18 protein-coding genes are annotated in these 19,160 nt (G+C 63.9%); 10 read left to right on the top strand and 8 right to left on the bottom strand.

Annotation, left to right across the window (positions count from 1 at the left end; translation table 11 throughout):
* Positions 1–102 precede the first annotated feature (102 nt).
* The 5 genes from DFS21_RS05055 to DFS21_RS05035 all read right to left on the bottom strand — a co-directional run bounded on the left by DFS21_RS05055 (position 103) and on the right by DFS21_RS05035 (position 4,816).
* A complete protein-coding gene (locus tag DFS21_RS05055; protein WP_110696979.1) occupies positions 103–2,103 on the bottom strand; it encodes a diguanylate cyclase in 2,001 nt (666 codons plus the stop codon).
* 96 nt (positions 2,104–2,199) lie between these two features.
* Positions 2,200–3,054 carry an endonuclease/exonuclease/phosphatase family protein gene (locus tag DFS21_RS05050; RefSeq protein WP_046853623.1) on the bottom strand — a complete coding sequence of 285 codons (855 nt, stop codon included), beginning with the start codon at positions 3,052–3,054 and terminating at the stop codon, positions 2,200–2,202.
* Between the two features lie 12 nt (positions 3,055–3,066).
* Positions 3,067–3,699: a thiol:disulfide interchange protein DsbA gene (gene dsbA / locus DFS21_RS05045; RefSeq protein ID WP_110696977.1), complete on the bottom strand. Its 633-nt coding sequence runs from the start codon at positions 3,697–3,699 to the stop codon at positions 3,067–3,069.
* Positions 3,700–3,864: 165 nt separating this feature from the next.
* Positions 3,865–4,482, bottom strand: a complete 618-nt coding sequence (locus DFS21_RS05040; RefSeq protein ID WP_110696975.1) for a cytochrome c — start codon at positions 4,480–4,482, stop codon at positions 3,865–3,867.
* A gap of 31 nt (positions 4,483–4,513) precedes the next feature.
* The gene (locus tag DFS21_RS05035) at positions 4,514–4,816 is read right to left on the bottom strand and encodes a cytochrome c5 family protein (RefSeq protein ID WP_031314666.1); all 303 of its coding nucleotides are present in this window, start codon (positions 4,814–4,816) and stop codon (positions 4,514–4,516) included.
* 208 nt (positions 4,817–5,024) lie between these two features.
* On the opposite strand from DFS21_RS05035, the gene yihA reads away from it, so the two are divergent.
* The gene (gene yihA / locus DFS21_RS05030) at positions 5,025–5,657 is read left to right on the top strand and encodes a ribosome biogenesis GTP-binding protein YihA/YsxC (RefSeq protein WP_023629403.1); all 633 of its coding nucleotides are present in this window, start codon (positions 5,025–5,027) and stop codon (positions 5,655–5,657) included.
* 382 nt (positions 5,658–6,039) lie between these two features.
* Here yihA and polA read toward each other — a convergent pair whose 3' ends face one another.
* Entirely contained in the window at positions 6,040–8,787 is a 2,748-nt protein-coding gene (polA, locus tag DFS21_RS05025; RefSeq protein WP_111531940.1) for a DNA polymerase I, read from the bottom strand.
* Between the two features lie 74 nt (positions 8,788–8,861).
* Between polA and DFS21_RS05020 the strand changes: the two genes are divergently transcribed.
* Positions 8,862–9,149, top strand: a complete 288-nt coding sequence (locus tag DFS21_RS05020) for a DUF2782 domain-containing protein (RefSeq protein ID WP_046853618.1) — start codon at positions 8,862–8,864, stop codon at positions 9,147–9,149.
* Between the two features lie 72 nt (positions 9,150–9,221).
* Complete coding sequence (locus DFS21_RS05015) at positions 9,222–10,172, top strand: homoserine kinase (protein WP_111531939.1); 951 nt, start codon at positions 9,222–9,224, stop codon at positions 10,170–10,172.
* A 104-nt stretch (positions 10,173–10,276) separates the two neighbouring features.
* On the opposite strand, the gene DFS21_RS05010 is transcribed toward DFS21_RS05015, so the two are convergent.
* Entirely contained in the window at positions 10,277–11,233 is a 957-nt protein-coding gene (locus DFS21_RS05010; protein ID WP_110696971.1) for a zinc ABC transporter substrate-binding protein, read from the bottom strand.
* Positions 11,234–11,251: 18 nt separating this feature from the next.
* Here DFS21_RS05010 and zur point away from each other — a divergent pair, with 18 nt between their 5' ends.
* From zur to DFS21_RS04990, 4 genes are all read left to right on the top strand, one after another.
* On the top strand, positions 11,252–11,737 hold the full coding sequence (gene zur / locus DFS21_RS05005) for a zinc uptake transcriptional repressor Zur (RefSeq protein ID WP_046853615.1): 486 nt from the start codon (positions 11,252–11,254) through the stop codon (positions 11,735–11,737).
* Entirely contained in the window at positions 11,734–12,507 is a 774-nt protein-coding gene (gene znuC / locus DFS21_RS05000) for a zinc ABC transporter ATP-binding protein ZnuC (protein WP_110696969.1), read from the top strand. The genes zur and znuC overlap by 4 nt, the downstream gene beginning before the upstream one ends.
* Positions 12,500–13,282 carry a zinc ABC transporter permease subunit ZnuB gene (znuB, locus tag DFS21_RS04995; RefSeq protein WP_046853614.1) on the top strand — a complete coding sequence of 261 codons (783 nt, stop codon included), beginning with the start codon at positions 12,500–12,502 and terminating at the stop codon, positions 13,280–13,282. The genes znuC and znuB overlap by 8 nt, the downstream gene beginning before the upstream one ends.
* Before the next feature lie 129 nt (positions 13,283–13,411).
* The gene (locus DFS21_RS04990; protein ID WP_111531938.1) at positions 13,412–14,119 is read left to right on the top strand and encodes a PA5502 family lipoprotein; all 708 of its coding nucleotides are present in this window, start codon (positions 13,412–13,414) and stop codon (positions 14,117–14,119) included.
* Between the two features lie 115 nt (positions 14,120–14,234).
* Here DFS21_RS04990 and katE read toward each other — a convergent pair whose 3' ends face one another.
* Positions 14,235–16,379: a catalase HPII gene (gene katE / locus DFS21_RS04985; protein ID WP_111531937.1), complete on the bottom strand. Its 2,145-nt coding sequence runs from the start codon at positions 16,377–16,379 to the stop codon at positions 14,235–14,237.
* A 222-nt stretch (positions 16,380–16,601) separates the two neighbouring features.
* Here katE and DFS21_RS04980 point away from each other — a divergent pair, with 222 nt between their 5' ends.
* From DFS21_RS04980 to DFS21_RS04970, 3 genes are all read left to right on the top strand, one after another.
* A complete protein-coding gene (locus tag DFS21_RS04980) occupies positions 16,602–17,609 on the top strand; it encodes a methionine ABC transporter ATP-binding protein (protein WP_110696963.1) in 1,008 nt (335 codons plus the stop codon).
* On the top strand, positions 17,609–18,280 hold the full coding sequence (locus DFS21_RS04975) for a methionine ABC transporter permease (protein WP_023632566.1): 672 nt from the start codon (positions 17,609–17,611) through the stop codon (positions 18,278–18,280). The genes DFS21_RS04980 and DFS21_RS04975 overlap by 1 nt, the downstream gene beginning before the upstream one ends.
* A 64-nt stretch (positions 18,281–18,344) precedes the next feature.
* Positions 18,345–19,115, top strand: coding sequence for a MetQ/NlpA family ABC transporter substrate-binding protein (locus DFS21_RS04970; RefSeq protein WP_102683007.1), 771 nt, complete (start codon positions 18,345–18,347; stop codon positions 19,113–19,115).
* The last annotated feature ends 45 nt before the right edge of the window (positions 19,116–19,160 follow it).

Genomic DNA, 19,160 nt, shown 5'->3' with positions numbered 1-19,160 from the left:
TGCTCCACTGCCAGACTGAATTAGGTCGAGGGCGCAGGGCTGGCATGCCAGGCCCTCGACCAGCAGTGTTAGTCAGACCAGGGGCCGTCATGCGGCATATATTTATGCCTGCTCAATGCGATTGCGCCCTTTGTCCTTGGCCCGGTACAAGGCTTCGTCCGCGCGCTTTAGCACCTGGTCGCCGCGCTCGCCGGGGCGGAAGGCGCTGAAACCAATGGAGGTAGTGATCACCACCCGCTCGCCCTTGAAGTGGAACGGGCAGGCTTCGATTGCCGCACGCAGTGCTTCGGCAACCTGCAGCGCAGCGGGTGGTGAGGTTTGCGGCAACAGCAGGACGAATTCCTCACCGCCGAAGCGGGCAATGAAGTCGCGGCCACGCATACGCTTACGCAGTTGGTCGGCGACGATCTTCAGCACTTTGTCGCCCGCCAGGTGGCCATAGCCATCATTGATGCGCTTGAAGTGATCGAGGTCGAGGATAGCCATCGCCAGGTGGCCGCCGTTTTCCTGCCAGTCGAGCACCTCGCGCTCGACCTGTTCGCTCCAGGCCGCCCGGTTAGGCAGGCCGGTGAGCGGATCGATCATGGCCTTCTGGCGTTGCTCCTCGAGATGCTCGCGATAGCCCAGGGCCTCCTGCTCCATGCTCGCCACGCGCTCGGCCAGGCCTTGCAGGCGGCTGGCCAGCTCATGCTCACGGCGGTCGCGCTCGTGCTGGTGATCATCCATGGTCACCAGCAGGCCTTCGAGGCGGTTCTCCAGGATATGCTTGAGGCTGTCGACATCGGCAGCGCCCTGTACACTGCTCTGCAGGCCATCGACCTGCTCGCGCAGCTGGCTGTCGAGCTCTCGGGCGGCGGAGCTGTTGTCGGCATGGCCGGTGCTGGCTTCGTGCAGGTGGCTCTGGAAGGTTTCCAGGCGCTCGTTGAGCTGCTGCAGGTAAGCCTCAAACTCATGCTGGCCGCTGTCGGTGATTGCCAGCATGAGCACGGCCAGGTCATCCAGTACCGGGATCAGCTCGTACCAGTTCAGCCCCCGCGAAACCCGCTCGCGCATCTCCAGGGCCTGGGCCTTGTGGCGCTCGGGCAGGCTCAGGTCGTCGAGCAGGCCGATCAGCGTCTGCTCGATATGGGCGGCAACCTGGCTGTAGGGCGGCTCGACCGCATCGGGCAGGGCATAGGGGCCATCATCGACGGTGACCAGCTCCGCCACTGTGTCCGGCTCATCCGTTGCGGCTTGCTCCGACTCGATGACAGTCAAAGGCTCGGGTACAGGTTCGGCAACCGCGGCCACCGATGGCTCGGCTTCGGGACGCGGATCGGCAACGACCAACGGCGTGGTTTCAACCAGCGCCGGGCCGGGTAATTCGATTTCCGCTTCAGGCAGCTCGACGGGCACCGTTTCATCCACTGCCTGTGCCGCTTCGGGCAAGGCCTGAGGGGCAGGTGCCAGGGCGTGCAGTTCGTCGGCATCCCTGGGCTGTGGCTCAGGTGCGATGACCGGGGCTGCAGCGGCTGGCTGGGGTGCGGGCGACGTCGCCTCGATGGCAACAGGTGCGGTCGCCAATTCCCCTTGGGGCTCGTCACGGCCACCAAACAGGCGCTGCAGGAACCCGGGGCGAGCTTCATCATCGGGCTTTTGCATAGCATCCAGGGCGCGCCCCTGCAAACCACTGAGCTCGCCCAGCAAGGGTGGTAGCTCGCGGGACTGGCTGACGCCACCGTCGAGCTTCTTCGCCAGCTTTTTCAAAGGACGTGCCACATCGCCCGGCAGGGGCAAGGTCTGCAACTGGGTAACCAGCGCGGTCAGCGCCTCGCTAACCTGGTTCATGCGAGTTTCGCGGCGCTGCTCGGAATCGAGCACGGCTTTTTCCAGGCGCGGAATCAGCCCGGCGAGGCCGGCGTCCATATTGTCGCTGCGGATGACCTCGCGCATTTCCTTCATGCACTGGTCCACGATCTTGTCGCTACCTTCCGCCGCCAGGGTGCTGCGCACCAGGCCACGACGCAGCAGGTCGAGGCGGGCTTCCCAGCGCCGCTCGAGCTTTTCCTGCTGCTCGATGCTCTTGAGGTATTTTTCTTTCCAGCGCTCGGCTTCTTCGGTCATGCCTGGATCCGCAACGGGTAGTGGCATCTAGTCCTGCAATCACTGGATTTCGGCGGAAAAGCCCAACACTTGAGTGCAGGATTCGCCCAGGCAGGACTAACTCAGGACCGGCAGCGTATCCACAGTCAGGGCATCAGGCAATCGGATCTCGACGGCGACGGGAAGGTGATCGGAAATTGGCTGTGCCAATACCTCGACACGCTCCAGTGTCAGGCTCGGGCTGAGCAGGATGTGGTCAAGGCAGCGCTGGGGACGCCAGCTGGGAAAAGTGGCCTCGACCTGGGGCGCGACAAGCCCGAGATCCCGCAAGGGCGAATGGTCAAGCAGGTCGTTGGCGTGGGTGTTCATGTCACCCATGAGGATCTGGTGGCGATAGCCACCGATCAGCTCGCGGATATAGGCCAGCTGCCGTGCGCGCGTCTTGGAGCCGAGCGCCAGGTGCATCATCACCACGATCAAAGCGTCGGCACCTTCGCCGAAACGCACGAGGATCGCCCCTCGCCCAGAGGGGCCGGGCAGGGGATGGTCTTCCAGGTGCTGGGGTTTGAGGCGGCTGAGCACACCGTTGCTGTGCTGGGCAAAACGCCCCAGGTTGCGATTGAGCTGCTGGTACCAGTAGGGGAAGGCCCCCAGCTGGGCAAGGTGCTCCACCTGGTTGACGAAGCCGGAGCGCAGGCTGCCGCCGTCGGCTTCCTGCAAGGCCACCAGGTCGAAGTCGTTGAGCAGGTCGCCGATCTTCTGCAGGTTGCCGGCTCGCCCGTTGTGCGGCAGCAAGTGCTGCCAACTGCGGGTCACGTAGTGGCGATAGCGCTCGGTACTGATACCGACCTGGATATTGAAACTGAGCAGCCGCAGGCGACCATCGGCCGGCAGGCCGCTGGCCTGCAGGTGATGTTCGTTGACCTGCGGCTGGTGCAGGCCGACGCTTCGGGTTGAGCGAAAGCGGCCCATGGCATTCGCCGCTTACTTAGCGGCGCGCTCCTTGGCGATCAGCTGGTCGGCGACGTTCAGCACGCCTTCCGGACCACCGGCGGTACCCAGGTCGAAGCGGTACTTGCCGTTGACCACCAGGCTCGGTACGCCGGTGATTTCGTACTTCTTGGCCAGCTCTTTGGCCTGATTGACCTGACCCTTGATGGCGAAGGAGTTGAAGGTGGCGAGGAACTTGTCCTTGTCCACGCCCTGGGTGGCCAGGAACTCGGCCATTTCTTCAGGCTTGGTCAGGCGCATGCGCTTGTTCTGGATGGCGTCGAACACCGCGTTGTGGACATTGTGCTCAACACCCATGGCTTCGAGGGTGAGGAACATCTGGCCGTGGGCATCCCAGGGACCACCGAACATGGCCGGCACACGCTTGAAATTGACATCCTTGGGCAGCTTGTCGACCCAAGGGTTAATGGTCGGTTCGAAGTGGTAGCAGTGCGGGCAGCCATACCAGAACAGCTCGACGACCTCGATCTTGCCTGGCACCGACACCGGCACGGGGTTGCTCAGCTCGATATATTCCTTGCCGGCCACAGGCTCCGCAGCCTGGACGGCGGCCATACCGAATACGCTGGCGGCGACCAGCGCAGCGCTGAGAATCAGTTTACGCATGCTTTACTCCTGAGCAGTCTTTGGTCGCCTCGACGCGACCTGTGTAGGACAGGTCGGGAAGGGCTCGAGTTCTGTAGTGTAACGGCTACGGACAGAAAAAAGGGCAGCGCGGGCTGCCCTTTTCATCTTTAGCGCTGAAGCATTAACCGAGTGTTAACGCGTATTTCAGTGCAGGCCCTGGATGTAGCTGGACAGCGCTTCAATGTCCTTGTTGCTGAGCTTGCCGGCGATGGTGCGCATGGTCATGGCGTCGCCGTCGTTGGTGCGGTTGCCTTCGCGGAAGTCGGTCAGCTGCTTGCTGACGTACTGCGCGTGCTGGCCACTGAGGTGCGGGAACTTCGCCAGGGCGATGCCTGCGCCGTTGGGGGAGTGGCAACCGGTACAGGCCGGCATGCCTTTCTCCAGGTTGCCGCCGTTGAACAAGGCACGGCCACGCTCGACGAGCTTCGGATCGGCAGCACCCACGCTGCCTTTCTGGCTGGCGAAATAAGCGGCGATGTCGGCCAGCTCCTGGTCGTTGAAATTGGCCAGCATGCCGGTCATCTCAAGCACGGTACGCTTGCCGTCCTTGATGTCGTGCAACTGCTTGTTCAGGTAGGGCTCACCTTGGCCGGCGAGCTTCGGGAAATTCGGTGCCAGGCTGTTGCCGTCCGGGTTGTGACAGGCCCCACAGACAGCTGTCTTGGCCTGGCCGGCGGCGGCATCGCCTTTGATGGGTCCCGCAGCAGTTGCCGCACCTGCGACCCCCATGGTCAACAGCAGACTCACGACTAGTTTGTTCATCAGCTAATCCAACACGGCTAAGGGTGAAATGTTATGTATCGGGACTGCCGCTCATCCAAAGGATGACCAAACGGTAGTCCTCGGCACTGCAGTCCATGCACAATCCACGCGGCGGCATAGCCTTGAAACCCTGTGTAACATGCACCACCAGTTGCGCCATGCCTTGCGCCAGCCTTGGCTCCCAGGCCGCCCGGTCACCGCTTCTGGGTGCCTGGGGCAGTTGTCCGGCGTGACAGGCCGCGCACGTGCGGTTGTACAACGCCTCGGGATCCTGTGTAGCCTGTGCGCTGAAAAACGGCAGGAACATACCGACAGCAAGCAGCCATTTCGCCATGCGAAACGACCTGACAGGGTTGGGGGCCGCGCTGCGTTCTGTTGCGCGAGCTATTGTTCGACACCCCATGCTCAATTGCCTTCGCTGGGCGAATGAGCACACAAAAACTGGGGCATTATATACTTCTGCCAGCCAAACGGAAACGACACCGCTTGCCAGGCCTGGTCCTACGCCTCCAGCGCTGGGCAACACCCACATCGGAAATCCCATGCAAGTCAAGAACCCCATCCTCGGCCTCTGCCAGAAAGCCAAATTCGCCCTCAGCGCCGCCAAGGTCGAACAATGCCCCGAAGACCAGGGTTACGAGGTGGCTTTCGCCGGCCGTTCCAACGCCGGTAAATCCAGCGCCCTCAACACCCTGACCCACGCCAGCCTGGCGCGTACCTCGAAGACCCCCGGCCGCACCCAGCTGCTGAATTTCTTCAGTCTGGACGATGAACGGCGTTTGGTCGACCTGCCGGGCTACGGTTATGCAAAAGTGCCGATTCCGCTCAAGCAGCACTGGCAGAAACACCTGGAAGCCTACCTGGGCAGCCGCGAGTGCCTGCGCGGGATCATCCTGATGATGGACACCCGCCATCCGATGACCGACTTCGACAAGATGATGCTCGACTGGGCCAAGGCCAGCGGCATGCCGATGCACATCCTGCTGACCAAGGCCGACAAGCTGACCCACGGCGCGGGCAAGAACACCTTGCTCAAGGTGCAGTCGGAAATTCGCAAGGGCTGGGGCGATACCGCGACCATCCAGCTGTTTTCGGCGCCCAAGCGCCTGGGCCTGGAAGAGGCCTATCGCGTGCTGGCGGACTGGATGGAGCTGGAAGACAAGCCGGCTGTCTGAGCTCGAGTGAGGCTTTCGTGGTAGCGGGCTTGCCCCGCGATGGCCCTGTCGCGGGGCAAGCCCGCCCCCACGAGCCCAGGCAGACATGACGCCGAATTCCGGGCAAAAAAAACCCCGGACTTCGTATGGGGAGGGGGAAGTTCGGGGTCCAAGTCCGGACCGCTAGGGCGGGGTCCAGATATCTGCCAACACTTAACACAACATAGGAGCATCGAAAGGCTTCACCAGCCATTCAGTACCTCTGAGTGGCGGTTCACCGGTTTAGTTCCGAGCCCCTGGAAACTATTTGCGATAGTTTCATGAAACTCTCGATCTAAGGCCCGAGGCCTGCACCGGATCCGCGACACCACGCCGCAGATCCTACACAGCTTTCACGCGGCGTTTAGTGAGCTTCGTCCCAATTCGAGCCAACGCCCGCTTCCACCAGCAACGGTAAATCCAGTTGCGCCGCGCCGCTCATGTGGACCCTAATCTCGGCTTTCACCTGGTCGACCAGGTCTTCGCGCACCTCGAGCACCAGTTCGTCGTGCACCTGCAGGATCACCCGCGCATCCAGCCCGCTCTCGGTCAGCCAGTTGTCCACCGCCACCATCGCGCGCTTGATGATGTCTGCCGCGGTGCCCTGCATCGGCGCGTTGATCGCGGTGCGCTCGGCGCCTTTGCGCAAGGCCGGGTTCTTGGCGTTGATGTCCGGCAGGTACAGGCGACGTCCGAACAGGGTTTCGACAAAGCCCTTTTCAGCGGCCTGGGCGCGGGTGCGCTCCATATAGGCCAGCACACCTGGGTAACGGGCGAAATAGCGGTCGATATAGTCCTGCGACTGCTTGCGATCGACGCCGATCTGCTTGGCCAGGCCGAATGCACTCATGCCATAGATCAGGCCGAAGTTAATCGCCTTGGCGCTGCGACGCTGGTCGGTGGTGACGTTCTCGAGGGCGACACCGAACACTTCCGCGGCGGTGGCGCGGTGCACGTCAAGGTCGTTGCGGAAGGCGTGCAGCAGCCCTTCGTCCTTGGCCAGATGGGCCATGATGCGCAGCTCGATCTGCGAATAGTCCGCCGCCAGCAGTTTGTAGCCGGGGCTGGCGACGAAAGCCTGGCGAATGCGCCGGCCCTCGGCGGTGCGGATCGGGATGTTCTGCAGGTTCGGGTCGCTGGACGACAAGCGACCGGTGGCAGCCACAGCCTGCTGATACGAGGTATGGATGCGTCCGGTACGCGGGTTGATCTGCCCCGGCAGCTTGTCGGTGTAGGTGCTTTTGAGCTTGCTCAGGCTGCGGTACTGCATCAGCACCTTGGGCAGCGGGTAGCCCTGCTCGGCCAGGTCATCCAGGACCGCCTCGGCGGTGGACGGCTGGCCCTTGGCGGTCTTGCTCAAAACCGGCATGCCCAGCTTGTCGTAGAGGATCGCGCCCAGCTGCTTGGGCGAGCCCAGGTTGAACTCCTCGCCGGCCAGCACATATGCCTCACGCTCCAGCTCGACCAGCTTCGCTCCCAGCTCACCGCTCTGCACGCCGAGCAGCCCGGCATCGACCAGCGCGCCCTGGCGCTCGATCTTCGCCAGCACCGGCACCAGCGGCATCTCGATATCCATCAGCACCGGCAGCACGCTGGGCGTCTGGGCCAGCCGTGCCTGCAGCGCATGGTGCAGGCGCAGGGTGATATCGGCGTCTTCGGCAGCGTAGGGGCCGGCCTTGTCCAGCGGGATCTGGTTGAAGGTCAGCTGCTTGGCGCCCTTGCCGGCGATATCTTCGAAGGCGATGGTGGTGTGGTCCAGGTACTTCTGCGCCAAGCTGTCCATGTCGTGACGGGTGGCGGTGGAGTCGAGCACGTAGGACTCGAGCATGGTGTCGTAGGCCACGCCGCGCATGTGGATGGCCGGGCTGCCGTTGGCCAGGATGTTGATGTCGTACTTGGCGTTCTGGCCGATCTTGCCCTTGGCCGGGTCCTCCAGCAGTGGCTTGAGCGCCAGCAGCACGCGCTCGCGGTCCAGCTGGGCCGGAGCGCCTTCGTAGTCGTGGGTCAGCGGCACATAGGCGGCTTCATGGGGCTCGACGGCGAACGACAGGCCGACGATCTGCGCCTGCTGGGCATCCAGGCCGGTGGTTTCCGTATCGAAGGCGAACAGCGGCGCCTGACGCAGCTTTTCCAGCCAGGCGTCGAAGCGAGCCTGGTCGAGGATGGTTTCGTACTTCGGCTCGACCTTCTCGGCCACAGCCTCGGCGACAGCGGCGCCATTACCGGCTTGGGGCGCGCTGCGCTGGACTTCGGCAACCCAGCTCTTGAACTCCATCTCGGTATAGAGCGCCATCAGTGCTTCACGGTCGGGTTCGCCACAGACCAGGGCGTCCACCTCGACATCCAGCTCCACATCGCACTTGATGGTGGCCAACTCGTAGGAGAGGAAGGCCGCGTCGCGGTGCTCCTCGAGCTTGGCGGCGAGGGTCTTGGCGCCTCGAATGGCCAGGCCCGGCACCTTGTCCAGGTTCTGGTACACATCGCTCAGGCCGCCACCGATACCGGTCAGCAGGCCCACCGCGGTCTTTTCGCCAACGCCCGGCACGCCGGGAATGTTGTCGACCTTGTCGCCCATCAGGGCGAGAAAATCGATGATGTGTTCGGGCCCTACGCCGAACTTCTCGTGCACGCCAGCGACATCGAGCACGCTACCGGTCATGGTATTGACGAGGGTGACGTGGCCGTCCACCAACTGGGCCATGTCCTTGTCGCCGGTCGAGATGATCACCGGGCGGCCGGCGGCGGCGCTGCTGCGCGCCAGGGTGCCGATCACGTCGTCGGCCTCCACGCCTTCGACGCACAACAGCGGGTAGCCCAGTGCACGAACGCTGGCGTGCAGCGGTTCGACCTGCACCCGCAGGTCGTCGGGCATGCTCGGGCGGTTGGCCTTGTACTCGGCGAACATGGCATCGCGGAAGGTCCCGCCCTTGGCATCGAAGACCACTGCGAACAGGCTGTCCGGGTACTGCTTGCGCAGGCTCTTGAGCATGTTCAGCACGCCCTTGACCGCGCCGGTAGGCATGCCTTTGGAGGTGGTCAGCGGCGGCAGCGCGTGGAAGGCGCGGTAGAGGTAGGACGAACCGTCCACCAGGACGAGGGGCGCTTGGCTCATGAGGAGAATCAACCTTTTCGACGGGTCCGGCGCTAGAATAGCCGGATCAATGACGACAAAAGGACTAGGTTATCATGCGCACACTCAATCGCCTGTTACTGCTCGGTCTGCTGGCCACCATGCCAGTCGTCACCCAGGCGGCGGACGAAGCCCCATCGGCCGATCCCGATGTAACCATTCGCACGGAAGGCGATAAAACCATCCAGGAGTACCGGCAAAACGGTTTCCTGTATGCGATCAAGGTCACGCCGAAGAACGGCAAGCCTTATTTCCTGGTACGCGCCGATGGCTCCGAAGGCAATTTCATTCGTTCCGACCAGCCGGACATGCTGATTCCGTCCTGGAAGATCTTCGAGTGGTAAGCTAGTAACGCGTATCGTTCTTATCAACCAGGCACTTCCGGGCGGAAGTGCCCGCATGGGCAATTCTTCAACATGTCAGTCTTCACCCCTGTGTCCCGGCCTGAGCTGGAAACCTTTCTGGCGCCATACGAGCTGGGCCGCCTGCTCGACTTCCAGGGCATCGCCGCCGGTACCGAGAACAGCAATTTCTTCGTCAGCCTGGAAAAAGGGGAGTTCGTCCTCACACTGATCGAGCGTGGGCCGGCTGAAGACATGCCGTTCTTCATCGAACTGCTCGACGTGCTGCACGATGCCGACATGCCCGTGCCCTACGCCCTGCGCGACCGCGAAGGGCATGGCCTGCGCGAACTGTGCGGCAAGCCTGCGCTGCTGCAGCCGCGACTGTCGGGCAAGCACGTCAAGCTGCCGAACAACCAGCATTGCGCCCAGGTCGGCGAGCTGCTGGCGCACATTCACCTGGCCACCCGCGAGCGCATCATCGAGCGCCGCACCGACCGTGGCCTGGACTGGATGCTGGAATCGGGCGCCGAGCTGCTGCCGAGCCTGAACCGGGAGCAAGCCGGGCTGTTGCAACCGGCGCTGGCGGAAATCACCGCGCACAAGGCGCAGATCCTCGCCCTGCCCAAGGCCAACCTGCACGCCGACCTGTTCCGTGACAACGTGATGTTCGAAGGCACCCACCTGACCGGGCTGATCGACTTCTACAATGCTTGCTCCGGGCCGATGCTGTACGACATCGCCATCACCGTGAACGACTGGTGCCTGGACGAGCAGAGTGGTATCGACCTGCCACACGCCCAGGCATTGCTGGGCGCCTACGCGGCACTGCGGCCGTTCACCGCCGCTGAAGCTGAGCTGTGGCCGGTAATGCTGCGGGTGGCGTGCGTGCGCTTCTGGCTGTCGCGCCTGATCGCGGCGCAGGCGTTCGCCGGGATGGACGTGATGATCCATGACCCTAGCGAGTTCGAGGTGCGCCTGGCGCAACGCCAGCAGGTTGCGCTGAAGCTGCCGTTCGCGCTCTGATAGGCAATAGCGGCATTTGTGGGAGCGGGCTTGCCCCGCGATAGCGCCGGGCCTGCCAACGCTATCGCGGGGCAAGCCCACTCCCACCTGGTCCGCCTACAGCCTCAGAGCTGTTCCAGGCAGCCGACCAGGTCGCCGCCGAGCTTCTCCAGCAAGCGCTCATAGCCCTTGCCATCCACCTTGTCGGTGCCACCCAGCGCATCCAGTTCGGCCAACCGCACCGGCAACCCGGCCGTCAGCGTCTCGGCCAGGCGCGGCCTCAGCGGCGGCTCGCTGAACACGCAGGTCTTGCCCACCGCCTGCAAGCGCTTGCGCATGGCGGCGACGTGCTGCGCGCCCGGCTGCACCTCAGACGCCACGCTGAACACGCCAGTGTGCTTCAGGCCATAGGCGGCTTCGAAGTAGTCGAACGCCTCGTGAAACACGAAGTAAGGCTTGCCGGCGATCCCCGCCACACGCTGCTTGATGCGCGCATCCAGGGCATCCAGGCGCTCGACGAACTGCTTGAGGTTGGCCTGGTAGCGCGGGGCATTGGCCGGGTCGGCCGCTGCCAGGTCGCCGGCCATCTTCGTCGCGATCACCCGGGCATTCAGCGACGACAGCCACAGGTGTGCATCGAGGCTGCCCGGGCGGTGGTCGTGGTCATGATCGTCGTGGTCTTCCTCGTCATGGGAGTGGCTGTCCTCGCCGAAATGACGCAACTGCATGCCCGACAGCGACTGCACGGCCACGGTCGGCTTGGCGCGGCTCTTCAGCACGCGGGGCAGGAAACCTTCCATGTCCGGGCCGATCCAATACAGCAGGTCGGCATCGGCGACCTTGCGCACGTCGGAGGGGCGCAGTGCGTAGTTGTGCGGGGAGGCGCCCGGCGGCAGGAGCACATCGGGGCTGCCGACACCGTCCTGAACGGCGGCGGCGATCTGTTGCAGGGGCTTGATGCTGGTCAGCACGCGTACGTCGGCGTGCGCCGAAAAAGCGATGAAAGCGACAAAGAGGGCAAGGATTCGGGACACGGTGGATACTCGGGTCGTCAGAAACAGGTAACATAATAACGTCTCCATCCTGAACCGTCGCTGCCCATGTCCATCACGCCGCTGGCCCACCGTCCCCACGATCACTCCCATTGCGTCCACAGTGCGCTGGCCGAGGCCGACGCGCTGTGCAACCGTCAGGGCCTGCGCCTGACCGCCCTGCGCCGCCGCGTGCTGGAGCTGGTGTGGCAGAGCCACAAGCCGCTGGGCGCCTACGATATCCTCGCCGTGCTCAGCGAGCAGGACGGCCGCCGCGCCGCGCCACCGACCGTCTATCGTGCCCTGGACTTCCTTCTGGAAAATGGCCTGGTGCACCGCATCGCCTCGCTCAATGCCTTTATTGGCTGCAGCCACCCCGAGCACGCGCACCAGGGGCAGTTCCTGATCTGCCGCGAATGTCATGTCGCCATCGAGCTGGAGCAGAACAGCATCAGCGACGCCATCGTCAGCAGCGCCAATGCCGTGGGCTTTGCGGTCGAGACGCAAACCGTCGAAGTGGTCGGCCTGTGCGGCAACTGCCGGGGCAAGGCATGAGCGATGCCCTGATCCGCCTCGAGCAGGTCGGTGTCAGCTTCGCTGGCGAAGCGGTGCTCGACAGCATCGACCTGGCGGTGGCACCGGGGCAGATCGTTACCCTGATCGGTCCCAACGGCGCCGGCAAGACCACCCTGGTGCGCGCCGTGCTGGGGCTGCTCAAGCCGCATCGCGGCAAAGTGTGGCGCAAGCCCAGGCTGCGCATCGGCTACATGCCGCAAAAGATCCAGGTGGACGCCACATTGCCCTTGTCGGTGCTGCGCTTCCTGCGCCTGGTGCCCGGTGTAGACCGTGCGGCAGCCTTGGCGGCGTTGCAGGAAGTCGGCGCCGAGCAGGTGATCGACAACCCGATCCAGACCATCTCCGGTGGCGAGATGCAGCGTGTGCTGTTGGCCCGCGCGCTGCTGCGCGAGCCCGAGCTGCTGGTACTCGACGAACCGGTGCAGGGTGTCGACGTGGTTGGCCAGACCGAGCTGTACAACCTGATCACTCGCCTGCGCGACCGCCACGGCTGCGGCGTGCTGATGGTTTCCCATGACCTGCACCTGGTGATGAGCGCCACCGACCAGGTGGTCTGCCTCAACCGCCACGTGTGCTGCTCGGGCCACCCGGAACAGGTCAGCAACGACCCGGCCTTCGTCGAGCTGTTCGGCCAGAACGCCCCGAGCCTGGCCGTCTATCACCACCATCACGATCACAGCCACGACCTGCACGGGTCGGTGATCGCCCCCGGCGCCCATGTTCACGGAGAGCACTGCAAGCATGGCTGATTTTCTTCTCTACGCCCTGCTTGCCGGTGTATCGCTGGCGCTGGTCGCCGGCCCCCTGGGCTCGTTCGTGGTGTGGCGGCGCATGGCCTATTTCGGCGACACCCTGTCCCATGCCGCGCTGCTCGGCGTGGCCCTGGGCTTCGCCCTGGATGTCAGCCCGGCGCTGGCGGTGACCGTCGGCTGCCTGCTGCTGGCGATCCTGCTGGTGACCCTGCAGCAGCGCCAGCCGCTGGCCTCGGACACCCTGCTCGGCATCCTCGCCCCCAGCACGCTGTCGCTGGGGCTGGTGGTGCTGAGCTTCATGCACGATGTGCGCATCGACCTGATGGCCTACCTGTTCGGCGACCTGTTGGCGATCAGCCCAACCGACCTTGCCTGGATCCTCGGCGGCAGCGCCTTGGTGCTGGTGCTGCTGGCGATGTTCTGGCGACCATTGCTGGCGGTGACCGTGCACGAGGAACTGGCGATGGTCGAAGGCTTGCCGGTGACCGGCCTGCGCCTGGCACTGATGCTGCTGATCGCCGTGGTGATCGCGGTGGCGATGAAGATCGTCGGTGTGCTGCTGATCACCTCGCTGCTGATCATCCCGGCCGCCGCGGCACAGCGTCACGCCCGCTCACCGGAGCAGATGGCCGTGGGCGCCAGCCTGCTGGGGGTTGCCGCGGTCTGCGGGGGCCTGGCGCTGTCCTGGTTCAAGGACACCCCGGCCGGGCCTTCGATCGTGGTCTGTGCGGCAGTGCTATTCTTGCTGAGCCTGGCATTGCCGAAACGCTGAATTTTCAGGGTGCGCGCAGGCGCATCCTGCAACCTTTTCGCAGGTTTCGAGTCTGAGAAGACCTGTTTTCGAGCGTGCGCACCTGGGTGTAGACTTGCTCGCTTTTTGCGCAAATAGAGAGTCGCAGGAATGAAGCCGTTCGCCTCACGTTATCTGCTTGTTGCCGCGTTTTCCCTGTTCCTGGCTGCCTGCTCCAGCAAGCCGGCCGAACAGCCGGTGGCGCCTGCCCAGCCCGATGCCTGGCAGCAGCTCGAGCAAAGCATCGCCAGCAACGAGCTGGCCACCGCCGAGGATCAACTGGCCGCCTTGCAGGCCCAGGCGCCAGATGACGCACGCCTGGAGCCGCGCCAGCGCCAGCTGGCCGAGGCCTACCTGCGCCGTAGCCAGATCGTCCTGCAGAAGGGCGATGTGAATGCCGCTGCCACGGCATTGGCCCGCGCCCGGGCGCTGATGCCGCAAGCACCGGCCCTGACCGGCGGCGATGCCGTGGCCCAGGCACGCAAGGCCGAACTGGAAAAGGCCGAAGCGGCGCTCAAGGCTGCCGAGTCCAAGCCCAAGGCCCGGGTGATCGACCCGACCGCGCCGACCACCGTCGTGGCGCTGAAAACCACCGATAGCCGGGCGATGCGTCGCCAGTTGGACGATATCGCGGCGGACGTGGTGAGTTATCAGTGCGAGGTGGTGTTCCAGGTGCCGCGTACCGAGGATGCGCCTTGGCTCAAGACCCTGCTGGAGAAGCGAGTGCGCAAGCTCGACAGTGGCTTCGAGCTGAAGCAGAAGCATGAGATCCAGCGTTCATTGCCGGCGCAGGTGGTATTGATCCCTCATCAGCAATAAACCTGTCAGGGTCTCATCGCCGGCAAGCCGGCTCCCACAGGGACCGCCTACAATCTGTGGGAGCCGGCTTGTCATGGCGACGAACCGCGGCGATGGGCTGCAAAGCAGCCCCCGATTATGCAGGAACAGCTTCGGCAGCCGCCTCCCGCGCCCACACCCGGTGCCCCTCGACGGCCTTGAAGAAGGCCTCGAGCGCCTTCTGGTCATCGCCCAGCAACAGCCCCGCATCTTCCTTGAGTCCCAGCTTGTTCAGCAACAGCTTGCCCTCACTGGCTACCCCCATGGGCTTGAGATGCTTGTAGGCCTCGAGCAGGAAGTGCTTGGCCACGCCGCTGTTTTCCAACGCCTCCAGCGAAGCCTTGCCCGCCGGCACCCACACGCCGTCGAACATCACCGACGGCATGCCTTCCATCGACGCATCCACCGGCAGCTGCTTGCCAGCGGCAGTCTTCACGGGTGCCGAAGTCGGCCCCAGCAGCATGGGACGCGCACTTTGCGCCTCCAGCGCCTTGACCACCTTGTCGACACTCGCGTCATCCACGCCATCAGCCACCAGGATGGCGATCTTGCGCCCACTTATGCCAATGTCCCCGGGGTGGTTCATCTGGCTCAAGGCCTTTGACTGCGCCGGCTTGCTGCCCTTGACCTTGACCGTGCCGGCCTTCGGCGCCGGCAGCCCGAGGTTGGCCGCCACCGCTGCCGCCAACTTGAGATCGATATTGGCCAGGATCTCGTTCACCTCCCGCGCCCGGATTGCCTCGCGCTCAACCTTGCCCAGTTCAAAGCTGTAGGCCTTGATGATGTGCTGCTGCTCGGTGGGGCTCATGCTCTGGAAGAACAGCCGCGCCTGGGAGAAATGGTCGCCGAACGACTCGCTGCGCTGGCGGATCTTGTTCGCATCGATACGTTCCTGGTAACTCTCGAAACCGCCATCCTGCACGGCGGGCGGCGTTTCCTTCGGCCAGCCGCCATCGATCGAGTTGGGCTCGTAGGACGCCCGGCCCTTGTCGATGGTCATGCGGTGCATGGCATCGCGCTGGCTGCTGTGATTGGGTGCGACGGGGCGGTTGATCGGGATCTCGTGGAAGTTCGGTCCGCCCAGGCGGCTTATCTGGGTGTCGGTGTAGGAGAACAGCCGGCCCTGCAGCAAAGGGTCGTTGCTGAAATCGATGCCCGGCACTATATGCCCGGGGCAGAAGGCGATCTGCTCCACTTCGGCGAAAAAGTTGTCCGGGTTGCGGTCGAGCACCATCTTGCCCAGCGGCGTCACCGGCACCAGCTCCTCGGGGATGATCTTGGTCGGGTCGAGCAAGTCGAAGTCGAACTTGTGCTCGTCGGCCTCCGGCACGATCTGCACGCCCAGCTCCCATTCCGGATAATGCCCGGTCTCGATCGCTTCCCACAGGTCGCGGCGGTGATAGTCGGTGTCCTTGCCGGCAAGCTTCTGGGCTTCGTCCCACAGCACCGAGTGCACGCCCTGGCGCGGCTTCCAGTGGAACTTGACGAAGCTGGCCACGCCTTGGGCATTGATCAACCGGAAGGTGTGCACGCCAAAGCCTTCCATCATGCGCAGGCTGCGCGGAATGGCCCGGTCGGACATCGCCCACATGACCATGTGCGCGGATTCCGGCACCAGCGATACGAAGTCCCAGAAGGTATCGTGGGCCGAGCCACCGGTGGGCATCTCGTTGTGCGGTTCGGGTTTGACCGCGTGGACGAAGTCGGGAAACTTGATCGCGTCCTGGATGAAGAACACCGGCATGTTGTTGCCGACCAGGTCGAAGTTGCCTTCATCGGTGTAGAACTTCACCGCAAAGCCGCGCACGTCGCGCACCGTGTCGCCCGAGCCACGCGGACCCTGCACGGTGGAAAAGCGTACGAACACCGGGGTGATTTTCTCGGGATCTTGCAGGAAACCGGCCTTGGTCAGCTCGGCATGGCAGCCGTAGCTCTGGAAGTAGCCATGGGCGCCGGTCCCGCGGGCATGGACGATGCGCTCGGGGATGCGCTCATGGTCGAAGTGGGTGATCTTCTCGCGCATGATGAAGTCTTCGAGCAGCGAAGGCCCACGGGCACCGGCCTTGAGGCTGTTCTGGTTGTCGGCGACCTTCACCCCCTGATTGGTGCGCAGCGCCTGGCCGCTGGCGTCGCTGCGAAACGCCTCCAGGCTCTGCAGTTTGGCGTTGGTGTTGGCCTTGTCCGGGGTGTCGGTGCCGGCGACAGGGCTGGGCTGTGGCGCCTGCGGCGTCTTGCTGGGCATCTTAGGCTCTCCTCATCAGTCTTCAGGCTGCCCGTTCGGGCTTGTTCAATTAGTGACTGGGCCGCCGTCGGATGCGTTCAATCGGATTGCCGACCGTCGCGTTATGCCGATTGGATTGGAGCGTGACGAAATAAATGCTAAGAACACGCAGGGGAAAAGGCTAAAATGCGCGCCCCGGCTAACCGCTGACCCAAATTCCATGCGCCCCACAAGGTTCGCTCAGTGATCGAGTTTCAAAATGTCCACAAGACCTACCGCGTCGCCGGTAGGGATATCCCGGCCCTGAACCCGACCAGCCTGACCATCGAAGATGGCCAGGTGTTCGGCCTGATCGGCCACTCCGGTGCCGGCAAGAGCACCATGCTGCGCCTGATCAACCGTCTCGAGGAGCCGTCCGGCGGCAAGATCGTGGTCGACGGTGAGGACGTCACCGCCTTCGACTCGAACCAGCTGCGGCGCTTCCGCCAGCAGGTCGGCATGATCTTCCAGCACTTCAACCTGCTGGCCTCCAAGACCGTCGCCGACAATGTCGCCCTGCCGCTGGTGCTGGCGGGCGAGCTGTCGCGTGGCGAGATCGACAAGCGCGTCACCGAGCTGCTGGCCCGTGTCGGCCTTTCCGAGCACGCGAAGAAGTACCCGGCGCAACTGTCGGGTGGGCAGAAGCAGCGCGTCGGCATCGCCCGCGCCCTGTCCACCAACCCCAAGATCCTGCTGTGCGACGAAGCCACCAGCGCCCTCGACCCGCAGACCACCGCCTCGGTGCTGCAACTGCTGGCCGAGATCAACCGCGAGCTGAAGCTGACCATCGTGCTGATCACCCATGAGATGGACGTGATCCGCCGGGTCTGCGACCGCGTGGCGGTGATGGATGCCGGGCAGATCGTCGAGCAGGGCCCGGTGGCCGACGTGTTCCTGCACCCGCAGCACGCCACCACCAAGCGTTTCGTCCAGGAAGACGAGCAGGTCGACGAGAACGAGCAACGCGACGATTTCGCCCATGTGCCGGGGCGCATCGTGCGCCTGACCTTCCAGGGCTGCGCCACCTACGCGCCGCTGCTGGGCACCGTGGCCCGCGAAACCGGCGTGGACTACAGCATCCTTGCCGGGCGCATCGACCGCATCAAGGACATCCCCTATGGCCAGCTGACCCTTGCCCTGATCGGTGGAGACATGGAGGCGGCATTCGCCCGCTTCACTGCAGCTGACGTACATATGGAGGTACTGCGTTGATGGACATCCTCAGCTATTTCGCCAACGTCGACTGGGTCGAGATCTGGCAGGCGACCAACGACACCATGGTCATGCTGTTCATCTCACTGGCCTTCATCATCCTGCTGGGCCTGCCACTGGGCGTCGTGCTGTTCCTGTTCAGCCCACGGCAGATGTTCGAGCACAAGAAGGTCTACGCAGTGCTGGCGACCATCGTCAACATCGTGCGCTCGGTGCCGTTCATCATCCTGCTGATCGTGATGATCCCGATCACGGTGCTGATCACCGGCACCTCGCTGGGCGTTGCCGGTGCCATCCCGCCGCTGGTGGTGGGGACCACGCCATTCTTCGCGCGGCTGGTGGAAACCGCCCTGCGCGAGGTGGACCGCGGCATCATCGAGGCTACCCAGTCGATGGGCGCCACCACCCGCCAGATCATCTTCAAGGCCGTGCTGCCTGAAGCGATGCCGGGCATCATCGCCGCCATCACCGTGACCGCCATCACCTTGGTGTCCTACACCGCCATGGCCGGCGTGGTCGGGGCCGGTGGCCTGGGTGACCTGTCGATCCGCTTCGGCTACCAACGCTTCCAGACCGACGTGATGATCGTCACCGTGGTGCTGCTGGTCATCCTGGTCCAGGTACTGCAAATGATCGGCGACAAACTGGTCGTGCATTTTTCCCGTAAGTAACCCCAATGGGGTCGGCCCGGCCGACCCGTTCGGGGGCCGTCGCGGCCCTCACAAGGAGTGATCAATGAAGAAGCTGCTTGCTGTTGTCGCCGCGGTCGCGGCCTTCTCGGCCCACGCCGAGACCCTGACGGTCGCCGCCACCCCGGTGCCGCACGCCGAGATCCTCAACTTCGTCAAGCCACAGCTGGCGAAGGAAGGCGTGGAGCTGAAGGTCAAGGAGTTCACCGACTACATCCAGCCGAACGTGCAGGTTTCGGAAAAGCGCCTGGACGCCAACTTCTTCCAGCACCAGCCGTACCTGGATGAGTTCAACAAGGCCAAGGGTACTCACCTGGTAAGCGTCGCCGGCGTGCACATCGAGCCGCTGGGCGTGTATTCGACCAAGGTCAAGAAGCTCGACGAACTGCCTTCCGGCGCCGCCGTGGTCATTCCCAACGACGCCACCAACGGCGGCCGCGCCCTGCTGCTGCTGGACAAGGCAGGGGTGATCAAGCTCAAGGACAACACGAACATCCTGTCGACCATCAAGGACATCGCCGAGAACCCGAAAAACCTGAAGTTCCGGGAACTGGAAGCCGCCACCATCCCACGTGTGCTGACCCAGGTCGATGCCGCCCTGATCAACACCAACTACGCGCTGGAAGCCAAGCTCAACCCGGAAAAAGACGCCCTGGCCATCGAAGGCAAGGACTCTCCGTACGTGAACATCCTGGTGACCCGCGAGGACAACAAGGACGCGGACGCGGTGAAGAAGCTGGTACAGGCCCTGCACTCGCCTGAGGTGAAGCAGTTCATTACCGAGAAGTACAAGGGCGCTGTGGTTCCTGCGTTCTAAGCCTGCATCCCGGGGCCGCTTCGAGGCCCTATCGCCGGCAAGCCG

The organism is Pseudomonas sp. 2848, from assembly GCF_003253945.1.
Taxonomy (GTDB): domain Bacteria; phylum Pseudomonadota; class Gammaproteobacteria; order Pseudomonadales; family Pseudomonadaceae; genus Aquipseudomonas.
This window is presented reverse-complemented; position numbering and strand designations above follow the sequence as displayed.